The sequence below is a fragment of the Bacillus sp. NEAU-242-2 genome (assembly GCF_027853835.1).
GTDB classification, from domain to species: domain Bacteria; phylum Bacillota; class Bacilli; order Bacillales; family Bacillaceae; genus Bacillus; species Bacillus velezensis.
The window spans coordinates 405,156-417,403 of sequence record NZ_JAPNNY010000003.1; the positions used below are offsets into that span (position 1 = coordinate 405,156).

General features: G+C 46.2%; 9 protein-coding genes and 1 pseudogene. 1 reads left to right on the forward strand and 9 read right to left on the reverse strand.

All coding sequences use genetic code 11. From position 1 onward, the window contains the following. Nucleotides 1–26 precede the first annotated feature (26 nt). The 9 genes from coaE to citZ form a co-directional block, all read right to left on the reverse strand. Entirely contained in the window at nt 27–620 is a 594-nt protein-coding gene (gene coaE / locus OWN49_RS12200; RefSeq protein ID WP_077722686.1) for a dephospho-CoA kinase, read from the reverse strand. Nucleotides 621–635: 15 nt separating this feature from the next. Then, nucleotides 636–1,268 (reverse strand): sporulation membrane protein YtaF, encoded by a 633-nt coding sequence (gene ytaF / locus OWN49_RS12205; RefSeq protein ID WP_014305562.1) that lies wholly within the window; start codon nt 1,266–1,268, stop codon nt 636–638. Between the two features lie 136 nt (nt 1,269–1,404). After that, nucleotides 1,405–2,235 (reverse strand): DNA-formamidopyrimidine glycosylase, encoded by an 831-nt coding sequence (gene mutM / locus OWN49_RS12210; protein WP_003152460.1) that lies wholly within the window; start codon nt 2,233–2,235, stop codon nt 1,405–1,407. 24 nt (nt 2,236–2,259) lie between these two features. Continuing rightward, nucleotides 2,260–4,899, reverse strand: coding sequence for a DNA polymerase I (polA, locus tag OWN49_RS12215; RefSeq protein WP_077722688.1), 2,640 nt, complete (start codon nt 4,897–4,899; stop codon nt 2,260–2,262). A 245-nt stretch (nt 4,900–5,144) separates the two neighbouring features. Continuing rightward, nucleotides 5,145–6,884 carry a two-component system histidine kinase PnpS gene (gene pnpS, locus OWN49_RS12220; protein WP_176283463.1) on the reverse strand — a complete coding sequence of 580 codons (1,740 nt, stop codon included), beginning with the start codon at nt 6,882–6,884 and terminating at the stop codon, nt 5,145–5,147. After that, nucleotides 6,877–7,596 (reverse strand): response regulator transcription factor, encoded by a 720-nt coding sequence (locus OWN49_RS12225; RefSeq protein ID WP_003152457.1) that lies wholly within the window; start codon nt 7,594–7,596, stop codon nt 6,877–6,879. Before OWN49_RS12225 ends, pnpS begins: the two co-directional genes overlap by 8 nt. 215 nt (nt 7,597–7,811) lie before the next feature. Then, complete coding sequence (mdh, locus tag OWN49_RS12230) at nt 7,812–8,750, reverse strand: malate dehydrogenase (protein WP_003152455.1); 939 nt, start codon at nt 8,748–8,750, stop codon at nt 7,812–7,814. A gap of 45 nt (nt 8,751–8,795) precedes the next feature. Then, on the reverse strand, nt 8,796–10,067 hold the full coding sequence (gene icd / locus OWN49_RS12235; RefSeq protein ID WP_003152454.1) for an NADP-dependent isocitrate dehydrogenase: 1,272 nt from the start codon (nt 10,065–10,067) through the stop codon (nt 8,796–8,798). 160 nt (nt 10,068–10,227) lie between these two features. Beyond that, nucleotides 10,228–11,346 carry a citrate synthase gene (gene citZ / locus OWN49_RS12240; protein ID WP_003152453.1) on the reverse strand — a complete coding sequence of 373 codons (1,119 nt, stop codon included), beginning with the start codon at nt 11,344–11,346 and terminating at the stop codon, nt 10,228–10,230. A 453-nt stretch (nt 11,347–11,799) separates the two neighbouring features. On the opposite strand from citZ, the pseudogene OWN49_RS12245 reads away from it, so the two are divergent. Further along, nucleotides 11,800–11,907, forward strand: a pseudogene (locus OWN49_RS12245) (peptidoglycan-binding domain-containing protein); the annotation flags it as partial. Nucleotides 11,908–12,248: the final 341 nt, after the last annotated feature.

Consider the following 12,248-nt stretch of genomic DNA (forward strand, 5'->3'; position numbering starts at 1 on the left):
CGTTCGGCTTTCCGAACGGTGTTTGTTTATGCCCAGCCGCTCAATACTTCCTCAAGCTGGTGCTTTGTATGTTCAAGACTGCCGCTGTTATCAATGACGGCGTCAGCTTTTTTTGCTTTGTCCGCTAAAGGCATTTGCGACGTTATCCGGCTCATCGCTTCTTCTTCTGTCAGGGAATTCCGCTCCATCAGCCGTTTGAGCTGAATGTCTGCCGGTACGGTGACGACGAGCACCTTGCCGACAAGATAATCAAGCCGGCTTTCATACAAAAGCGGTATATCCAAAACGACGAACTGCTCTTTTCTCGCAATGGCTTCATCCCGCTGTTTCAGCATTTCCGCACGCACTGCCGGATGAACGATCTGATTCAGCTTCAGACGCTTCTGTTCGTCAGTGAAAACGATAGAACCGAGTATTTTTCTGTCAATATCGCCATTTTCCAGCAGGATGTCTTTTCCGAATGCTTCCACAATTTGTCCGTAAGCCGGCATTCCTTTTTCCACCGCCTGTTTCGCGATGACATCCGCATCAATGACTGTTATTTTTTTGTCGATCAGCATACGCGCTACCGTGCTTTTGCCGCTTGCGATGCCTCCCGTTAAACCGATGACCAAGCTCAAAAAGCCCACTCCTTCTTACATTTTCCAAATCCCGATGATAATCAGCAGGACTCCAGGCAAAAATGTCATTTTATCTATCCAATTCCATCTTGAGAGCAAATGCCCCGCGTTTATGCCGAGTGAAACAAACAGCGAGCTCATCACCCCGACAGTCACGCTCATCATAACCGGAGAAAAGCCGAGAATGGCCGCTCCCAGCCCGGCGCCAAACGCGTCAATGGATAAGGCGATACCGAGCAGAAGCGCCTCGACTCCGTTAATGGTTCCGGATTGATCAATATCGGCGCTGGTCGGTTTTTTCAAAATATGAATGACGATGCCGAGCGATTTCACTTCAAGATTAAGCAGCGTTTTTTCATGCAATAAGTAATCCGGCTCTTTAGCCGGTTTAAAAAATTGCCAGATGACCCATGCCCCGATTCCGATTAAGATCAGCCCGCCCAGTTTCTCCGTGACGGATACGGGAAAAATCTTTGTCAGAAAATGGCCGATCAGCATGGATATAAACATCACAGAGGCTGAACAGCAGGCGATCACGGCAATCGCTTTGAACGGGATTTTCATTTTTCTCAAACCGTACGTAAACCCGACTGAAAAACTGTCCAAGCTGACAGCAAAAGCCAAAAGCAGCAAAGAAACAATCTCCATATCCGTTTCTCCCTTTCTCTTGATCGGCAATTGTGGCATATGCCTATTGGGTGAATCACAATATATATATGGAGAAAGGTCATCAACTGTGTTAGAAAAAAGTCATTCTGCTGCCGCCTGCTTGAACAGCTTCAGTTTATGATTTTTTTTGGCAGCGGGCGCAAAAATGCGTTCCCCTTCCGCCGACCACGATTTTAGAAATCATCGTGCCGCACGTTTTGCACGGTTCATCCTTTTTGCCGTATACGTAATGTTTGAGCTGAAACATTCCGATTTCCCCTTGAGAATTGATATAAGACCGGACGGTGCTCCCGCCCGCGTCAATCGCTTCCTGAAGGGTGTCTTTAATTTCTGTATGAAGCGTTTTTATCTGCCCGTCCGACAGACTGTTCGCTTTTGTCTCAGGATGAATACGCGCCCGGAATAAAGCTTCATCGACATAAATGTTGCCGAGGCCGACGACCGCTTTTTGATCGAGCAGGGCGGTTTTCACCGCGCGGTTCGTTTTTGCAAGCCGCTCTTTTAAATAATCGGCGGTAAATGCTTCATCATCTGGTTCGGGCCCGAGCTGTGAAAGCGGCAATGCAATCCGTTCCTCTCCCGGCGCAAATAAATGCATCGTGCCGAATTTCCGGACATCCCGGTAGCGGAGCTGTGTTCCGTCCGTCATGTGAAACACGACGTGCACATGTTTATCGTCAGGCTCATCGGCCTGATGAAGACCGTATTTCCCCTCCATCCGCAGGTGGGACACCATGACATAATGATCCAGATGGAAAAGCAAAAACTTTCCCCTTCTTCCGATGGATCGGATCGTTTCTCCTGCAATCTGCCGCGCGAATTCCTCCGGCTCGGCGGGTTTTTTGATGATATTCGGCCATCTGATATCCGCCGATTCAATCGTTTTCCCCTTCACAAGACCGGTCAGAGTGCGCCGGACCGTTTCAACTTCTGGTAATTCCGGCACAATCATCACTTCCTTTTTTTCTGTTTATTTTGCATCGTACCAGGACGGCCCTGAAGCATAATCAGCCTTCAGCGGCACGTCTAATGCCAAAGCATGCTCCATCACTTCAGGCACCAGCTTCTCTAATATTTCAATTTCTTCCTTAGGCGCTTCAAAAATCAATTCATCGTGCACCTGAAGCAGCAGCCGCGCCTTCAGTTTTTTCTCTTTCAGCTCAACTGCCATGTCAATCATGGCTTTTTTAATAATATCAGCGGCGCTTCCCTGAATCGGCGTATTCATGGCCGTCCGTTCCGCAAAGCTCCGCAGGTTGAAGTTGCGGCTGGTCAGCTCAGGGATATAGCGGCGACGCTGCATAAGTGTCGTCACATATCCTTTTTGTTTCGCTTCCTGCACCGATTCTTCCATATATGCCTTGACGCCCGGGAAGCTCTCCAAATAGCGGTCAATAAAAGCGCCCGCTTCTTTCCGGGTGATGCCGAGATTTTGCGAAAGCCCGTAATCGCTGATGCCGTAAACGATCCCGAAATTGACGGCCTTTGCCTGGCGGCGCATCGCTTGTGTCACTTCATCTTCACTGACATGAAACACGTCCATGGCGGTTTTTGTGTGAATGTCCATGTCATTCGTAAACGCTTCGATCAGATTTTCATCTTTTGAAATATGCGCAAGCACCCTTAATTCAATTTGTGAATAATCGGCGGCGAAAATAAGCCAGTCCGGTTCGGACGGTACGAAAGCCTGACGGATTTTCCGCCCTTCCTCCAGCCGGATCGGAATATTTTGCAGGTTCGGATCCGTTGAGCTGAGGCGTCCGGTTTGAGTCAATGCCTGATTGAATCGTGTATGCACCTTATGAGAACCCTTGCGCGTGACTTTCAGCAGCCCTTCAATATAAGTCGATTGGAGTTTGCCGATTTGTCTGTATTGCAGAATGTATGCGACGATATCATGTTTGTCTGCGAGCTTCTCAAGCACATCAGCTGAAGTGGAATAGCCCGTTTTTGTTTTCTTTACTGGCGGCAGGCCGAGTTTTTCAAACAGAATGACGCCGAGCTGTTTTGGTGAATTGATGTTAAACGGCTCACCGGCGATGTCATGGATTTTTTCTTCATATTCTTTCAGTTTTGCCTTGAGCTCTTCTCCCATTCGCTTCAGTCTTTCCACATCCACTTTGACGCCCATTGATTCCATTTCTCCGAGAATTAGCGCAAGCGGGAGTTCAAGATCTTCATAAAGCTCAAGCTGATTATTTTCTTCCAAAGCGTCAAGCAGTTTGTCACGGAGGCTGTTAACGGCAGACGCTTTCCGCGCGAGATGATCGGCAAGCTCTTTTTCAGCGGGAACGGCGCGTTTTGCGCCTTTTCCGTATACCGCTTCATCTTTTGAAACGATATTCAGCCCGTATTCTTTCGCTACGCTCGCGACATCGTCGTACGAATTGCCCGGGTTTATAATGTAGGCAGCAAGAAGCGCGTCAAATTCCGTTCCCTTCAGCTCAATTCCCTGCCAGCGCAAAGCGACGACGGAACGTTTGCTGTCGAACACCCACTTTTTCATCGATTCATCTTCAGCCCAAGATTTAAAAGCTTCAGACTGAATGGCGATTTCTTTCGGAATATAATAAAGACCTGTTTCATTCACGATGGAAAAGCCGAGGATCGGTTCTTCGTGATAGTTATCACCGATTTGTTCGACGACCAAAGCGGACGGCGAAACGAGCATATCTTCGGTGATTTCTTCTGCCATTTCGACATTGATGTCTTCAAAATTTTCTTCCGCCGTTTCCCCGCTTTCTTCACCGAGCCGCTCAAGAAGCGTATTAAAACCGAGGTCTTTAAAAATGGCAACAACTTGTTCACGGTCAAACCCTTGGTAATCTAAATCTTCGGGCTTGACTTCAATCGGCGCATTTGTCATAATCGTCGCCAGCTCTTTGCTCATCAGGGCTTGTTCCTTATATTCTTCAAGCTTTTCTTTTAATTTTTTTCCGCTGACTTCATCAATGGAATCAAGCAGTTTCTCAACCGAATGGAACTGCTTTAAGAGCTTAATCGCGGTTTTTTCCCCGACGCCGGGGACGCCCGGTATGTTATCGGATGAATCCCCCATTAATCCCTTCATATCAATGATCTGCAAAGGGGTCAGACCGTACTTTTCCTGCACGTGCTCCGGCGTGTAATCTTCTACGTCGGTAATGCCTTTTCTCGTAATGGCAACGGTCGTTTTCCCGGTGGCAAGCTGGGTTAAGTCCTTGTCCCCCGAAACGACCTTCACTTCAAAGCCGTCTTTTTCAGCAGATACGGCAAGCGTGCCGATAATATCGTCCGCTTCATATTCAGGAAGCTCGTAGCGGCTGATGTTGTAGGCATCGAGGAGCTCACGGATGAACGGCATCTGTTCTGAAAGCTCCGGCGGCGTTTTTTGTCTTCCGCCTTTATATTCTTTAAACGTGCTGTGGCGGAAAGTGGTTTTTCCCGCATCAAAAGCCACCAGCATATGGGTCGGTTTTTCATCTTCCAGCATTTTCATTAAAATCATCGCAAACCCGTATACGGCATTTGTATGAATGCCTTTTTCATTGCTTAAAAGCGGCAATGCAAAAAACGCCCGGTACGCCAGACTGTTTCCGTCGACAAGCACTAATTTTTTTCGTTCCGTCATTCAATATCCTCCTAAGAGCAAAAGCTCGTCATTCCTCTGTTTTTTAATCTCACAGCTTCTCTTATTTTAACAAAGTTCAATTTGAAAGGAAAATGAGCGGACCCCGTGAAAACGCAAAAAAGGACGGGAACAAAAAACGCGTTCCCGCCGTCAAAATTGGCTCCTTGGATGAAGGGGTTCTGTTACATCCTAACAAGATAGGTTTAACAGGTCATGAAGAAATTGTTAATCCTTTGTAAAGCTGATCACGCTTCCGGCTGCCGCTTCAGCGTCACAGTGAACACAGTTCCCTGTCCCGGCTCGCTTGTGACCTCGATTTTACCTTCATGGGCTTCTATTAAGTGCTTCACGATGGCAAGGCCGAGTCCGGTTCCTCCCGAGTTGCGGCTTCTGTCTTTATCCACGCGGTAGAATCTCTCGAATATCCGCGGGATCTCTTCCTTCTGAATGCCGATTCCCGTATCGGACACTTTGATATCGACGACGGTTTCTTTCACATGTACCGAAATCCCCACCGTCCCTTTTTCAGGCGTGTAGGTCAGGGCATTGTTCGCCAGATTCAAAAATACCTGCTTCAGCCTGTGCGCATCACCCGTCACAAAAATCGGCTCTTCCGGGAGATCGAGCTGAAAGCTGATGCCTTTTTCCTCAGCCTTATGCTGCAAAAGCGCCTCAATTTCATGCAGAATTTTTGCAGCATCAAAGGACTCTACGCGCATCGTAAAGTTTTGCTGCTCCATCTTGGATAAATCCAATAAATCCTGCACGAGAGATTGGAGCCGCTCACTTTCTTTCAGAATGATAGACAGAAAGTCTGAAAGCGCCTTTTCGTCTTTCATCGCTCCGTCTAACAGTGTTTCCGTAAATCCTTTAATCGAGGTGATCGGTGTTTTCAGTTCATGGGAGACATTGGCGACGAAGTCCTTTCTCATCTGCTCCAATTTTTTAATTTCCGTCATATCGTGAAAAACGAGGACGATGCCCTTCCATTCATCGTCAGGGCCCATGATCGGAACGCCGTCAACTTCAAAGTAGCGCCGCTCAATGTTGATGGGAAGTCTGAGCAGCTGGCATTTTTTCGTCTCCGTCATAAAAATGTCTTCGACAAGCCGAATGATCTCCTCATGTTCAAACGCATCGTGGTAAAGGCGCCGAAGCAGACGTTCAGGCTTTGTATGAAACTGCTTCGTGTATGACCGGTTCACGAGATTGATAAAACCTCTCCCGTCTATTAAAATCAAACCGGATCCGATATTTTCAATGACGGTTAACAGACGATCGCGCTGCATATCCTGCGTTCTTGTCATTTCCATTAAATCGACCGCCAGGCTGTTCATCGCACGCCCGAGACGGTCCGACCGCCTTGCGTAACCGCTGTAGGAGCGGGCGTCATAATTCCCCTTGGACAGCTCCGTCGCCACCTTTGTCGCGGCGTCGATTGATTTTTTGTAACGGGACGTCATGTTTGTATAAAAGAAAACGATAATGATAAAAGCGGTACAAAGACTTGCTGCCAGCATGCCCCACATTTCTCCGGTAACGCTTGAACCGCCGTTGATCTCCGAGGAAACGAGTACATACCCCGCAATTTTCCCTGCGTCATTTTTTACGGCAGTGCCGCGGATGACTTTGCTTTTCGACTGTACAGCTTCCTCGCTTTTATTGTGAGAAATGAACTCCTTTACGGCTGAATCATCAGCACGACTGCCGGAATGATATACGGCGTCACCCTTCTCGTTGAGCACGGAGACGTTTATACCGAGGGTGCGGCCGGCGTCACGGATTACCGTTTCATTGCTTTTATTGCCGATTCGGCCGGTGTCAAGAAGGCCCGCTATGTATACCGATTCCTTTTTCAGCTGATCCGCCGTTCTTTCTTCAGCGGATGAAGAAATAAGCTGCTGTAAAAAAAGACCGAGAACACTGAAAACCAATATGATACATACAACGAGTAAAGCGAACAGACGCACACGGACTTTATTCATTCATTTTTGGCTCCTCCAGTTTATACCCCAAACCTCTGATTGTTTTAATATAGATGGGTTTTTTGGTATTTGATTCGATTTTGTCGCGCAGATGGCTGATATGAACGTCAACAATCCGGGTATCCCCGGCAAAATCATAGTTCCAGACCGCGCTCAGCAGAAGATCTCTCGTCAGCACTCTTCCCTTGTGTTTTCCCAAATACAGAAGCAGTTCAAATTCTTTAGGCGTCAATTCCAGCTGTTCTGACTTAAAATACGCTTCGTAATGCTCAGGAAGAATTTTCAGCTCGCCGATGAGGATCTGCCCGTCCTTTTCCTCTTCTCTGCCTTGTGACAGCGAAGAAATGTCAGCCCTTCTTAAAATGGCTTTCACCCGCGCAGTGACTTCCCGCGGACTGAACGGCTTTGTCATGTAATCATCCGCTCCGAGCTCCAGTCCCAGCACCTTATCAAATTCCTCATCTTTTGCTGTCAGCATCAAGATCGGAACCATCATTTTCTGCTGTCTGAGCTGTTTACAGACGTCGATTCCGTCCACTTTCGGCAGCATGACATCCAGTACGATTAAATCCGGATTTTCATTCTCTGCCAGCTCCAGAGCCTCTTCACCGTCTGATGCGGTTATGACATCATAGCCGGACCGTTCCAGATTATACTGTAAAAGAGTAACGATAGATTGTTCATCATCTACAACTAAAATTTTTTTGTTCATGCTGCGCCCTCCGCTGTCTATTTTCCCCGACATCCAATTTTCTCTATTTTATGTGCTGCATATCACTTTATGATTTCATTTTATCCAATACTGCCCGTTCAGACAATTCGCCTTTTTGATCATTTTCAGAGAAAGGATCGCTCAGGGAAAAAGAAAACGCTTTCATTAATTGTAAAAAGAGGAAGGCTTCTGATTCGGAAGCCTTCCCTTTTTTCTTATGACAATACTTTCATCACGTTTTTGACAGATTCAACTGATTTACTCAGCTGCGCTTTTTCATAGTCTGTCAGTTCAAGCTCGATGATTTGCTCTAGGCCGTTTCCTCCGATAATCGTCGGTACGCCTAAGTAAATGCCTTCATGACCGTATTCGCCTTCTAAGTAAGCGATGGTCGGAAGCACGCGGCGCTGATCTTTCAAAATGGCTTCTACCATTTCAGTCAGTGATGCAGCAGGCGCGTAGTAGGCGCTTCCGTTTCCGAGAAGGTTGACGATTTCCCCGCCGCCTTTTCTTGTGCGTTCTACAATCGCATCAAGACGGTCTTTCGGGATAAGCGTTTCAAGCGGAATGCCGCCCGCATAGGAATAACGGACGAGAGGAACCATGTCGTCACCGTGTCCGCCAAGAACAAAACCGGTCACATCTTTTACAGACAGGTTTAATTCTTCAGCGACGAATGTTCTGAATCGCGCAGTGTCAAGCACTCCGGATTGTCCGATGACGCGTTCTTTCGGGAAGCCTGATTCTTTGTACACCGCATATGTCATCGCATCAACAGGGTTTGTCAATACAACGATAATGCAGTCAGGAGAATATTTCACGATCTCACGTGTGACGCTTCTCATGATTTTTTCGTTTGTAGATACGAGATCATCACGGCTCATGCCTGGTTTTCTCGCAATTCCGGCTGTGATGACGACGATATCAGAACCGGCTGTGTCCTCGTAGTTGGACGTGCCTGTGATTTTCGCGTCAAATCCTTGAACCGGACTTGCTTCGAGCATGTCTAGCGCTTTTCCTTTTGTCGGGTTTTCTAATTGCGGAATATCAACGAGCACAACGTCCGCAAGCTCTTTTTGAGCTGTAAGAAAGGCTGTTGTCGCTCCCGTAAATCCTGCTCCGATAACAGAAACTTTACTGCGTGTTTTTCCCATGATTCTCTTCTCCTTTTTTGGCTTCATTAGAAGTCTGCTTTAGGTTCAGTCCATGTTTTTGATGAGCTCTTCACCGAACTCTGAACATTTCACTTCAGTTGCACCGTCCATTAATCTAGCAAAATCGTACGTTACTACTTTTGAAGCAATCGTTTTTTCCATAGATTTAATGATCAAGTCAGCAGCCTCATTCCAGTTCAGGTGTTCAAGAAGAAGCACTCCTGAAAGGATGACGGATGACGGGTTGACTTTGTCAAGGCCGGCATATTTAGGAGCCGTTCCGTGAGTCGCTTCGAAAATCGCATGCCCTGTTTCATAGTTGATGTTCGCTCCAGGCGCGATCCCGATTCCGCCTACCTGAGCGGCAAGCGCATCAGAGATATAGTCTCCGTTTAAGTTCATTGTCGCCACGACGTCGAATTCGCTCGGACGGGTTAAGATCTGCTGAAGGAAAATATCAGCGATGCTGTCTTTGACGATGATTTTCCCTGCCGCTTCCGCTTCGCTTTGCGCTTTATCAGCCGCTTCTTTTCCGTCTTTTTCGACAATGCGGTCATATTCAGCCCAAGTGAATACTTTATCTCCGTATTCTCTTTCGGCAAGCTCGTAGCCCCAGTTTTTAAATGCCCCTTCAGTGAACTTCATGATGTTTCCTTTGTGGACAAGCGTGACAGACTTACGGCCGTTTTCGATCGCATACTCAATGGCAGCTCTGACTAAGCGGCTTGTGCCTTCTTCAGAAACAGGCTTGATGCCGATTCCTGACGTTTCAGGGAAACGGATTTTGTTAACGCCCATTTCATTTTGCAGGAAGCTGATCAGCTTTTCAACTTCTTCAGAACCTTTCGCATACTCAATTCCGGCGTAAATATCTTCCGTATTCTCGCGGAAAATGACCATATCCGTATCTTCAGGACGTTTGACCGGAGAAGGCACTCCAGTGAAATATCTGACAGGGCGCAGGCACGTAAACAAATCAAGCTCCTGTCTCAGCGCCACGTTCAGTGAACGGATACCGCCGCCGACCGGTGTCGTCAGAGGACCTTTGATAGCAATGAAGTACTCTCTGATGTCTTCCAGCGTTTCGGCAGGAAGCCACTCACCTGTTTTATTATAAGCCTTTTCACCGGCATAAACTTCTTTCCACGTGATTTTTTTCTCGCCTTTATATGCTTTTTCAACAGCGGCTTCCAATACTTTAGAAGCGGCGTTCCAAATATCAGGGCCTGTGCCGTCGCCTTCAATAAACGGGATAATCGGATTATTTGGTACGTTTAATACTCCATTAGAGACTGTAATTTTTTCACCTTGTGACACAATATTACCTCCCAGTATGTAATTCATATTTAGAAAACATTTTATTTTTCTTGTATAAAAAATAAAATGACTTTTCTCAAGATTCTATCAAAATTGTAAACCAATCCGGGCTTGATTAACAAGAGGCTAACGACATGAAAATCACCAGCCTCCCGTTTGATCAGGCTCTTTCATCAATCGGAACAAAAGTCTGCTTATCCGGGCCCGTGTAATCAGCGCGCGGGCGGATGAGGCGGTTGTTATCGTACTGTTCAAGAATATGGGCGATCCATCCTGACATTCTGCTGACCGCAAAGATCGGCGTGAACAGATCGTGATCAATGCCGAGACTGTGGTATACAGATGCGGAATAGAAATCAACGTTAGGCGGAAGTTTTTTCTCCGACGTCACGATTTCTTCGACACGGATTGACATCTCGTACCATTTGCTTTCACCCGTCAGATTCGTCAGGCGTTTGCTCATTTCTTTTAAGTGTTTGGCGCGCGGGTCTCCATGCTTATACACACGGTGTCCGAAGCCCATTACTTTTTCCTTTTTCTCCATTTTGCTGCGGATATAAGGCTCGGCGTTTTCCACTTCGCCGATTTCTGTCAGCATTTTCATGACGGCTTCATTGGCTCCGCCGTGAAGCGGTCCTTTTAAAGCGCCGATGGCGGCGGTGATGCCTGAGTAAATATCAGATAAGGTGGCGACACATACTCTCGCCGTAAATGTTGATGCGTTCAGCTCATGATCCGCATGAAGAATGAGCGCTTTGTTAAACGCTTCCACTTCGATCGGAGAAGGCTCTTCACCGTTTAAGGTGTAAAGGAAGTTCTCCGCGATTCCGTACTCTTCCTTCGGTTCAACAGGATCAAGTCCTTTGCGGATTCTTGAGAAAGCGGCGACAATGCCCGGCACTTTCGCCTGCAGACGGATGGCTTTTCTGTAGTTCGCTTCCGGATTCATGACATCGGCTTCACTGTCAGTCAGACCGAGTAATGAAATCGCCGTCCGGAGCGCAGCCATTGGATGTACGTTATTGAGGGGATAGGATTTGAAGTGCTCAATGATTTCTTGTGGAACGGCAGCTTCTTTCGCAAGCTGTTTTTTCAGTTCAGCAAGTTCCGTTTTATTCGGCAGGCGCAGATGCCACAGCAAATAAATGATTTCTTCAAAACTTGCATTCTCTGTCAAGTCGTCAATATCGTACCCTACATATGTAAGGGTATCGTCGATAATAGAGCTTACAGATGATGTTGTTGCTACAACCCCTTCAAGACCGCGTGTTGCTGTCATATTCAACCTCTCCTTTTCAATCAAAATTCCCCTTTAAAGAGTATATAAAACATACGGCTTACTTAAAATGAGTCATGCAAACAATCCCTTTCCCCTTTAAGAAAATGCTTACATTTCACTGGTTGCGGTTACATAACCGGTATGCTTATAGAGGAACATAACAAATTCTTATAAGCTTATTTAAGTTTAAGCCTATTCTTATTATAAACAATAATCTGATTAATTTGTAGACTTTTAACTAAAAATGTTTTAAAAGCCCTATATATCAAGGCTTGGCGTTGATAAATTTAATCGCTTGCTTTCAGATGCTTTGTAAAACCATGTATTCTATGTCTTCATTTGGGGGAGCTTTGGGGAAACATTAAAAGGACAGGCGCGACAACTTCACCGCAAATTTAATCCCCTTCTTAGGAAAGTGAATAATATGAATGGGGCAGAGTTCTCAATTTTATCGGACCGAAAACAGCAAATGCAGTCAAACGATTCCAGTCCATGTACGGCCTGACTGCTGACGGCATTTATGGGCCAAAGACAAAGACGAAAATATGGTCCTTGCTATAATATAAAGCCTTCCCATTAATGTCTCTTAGTGGCAGCCTTATAGAATTTACGGACATTGTTAATATATCTTTACATAAAAGTTCTTACATAAAAGTTCTTACATAAAAACATCAAATAGCTCTTGAGAATCTTTTAGGTTCTGGCGGTGTTCTGTTTTAACAGCAGCCACTGTGATAGAGCTTAACGAAAATATAAGATCAACAATACAATTAGTTTTTCAAATTAATCATCTCCCTTCATAAAAAAAGAGAGTTTATGATTACTTCAGCCAAGACAAGATTTTCGCTTTTGCACAGCCCGTAAATATCCTCATCAAACCGTTCATCAATTGAAGCTGACTC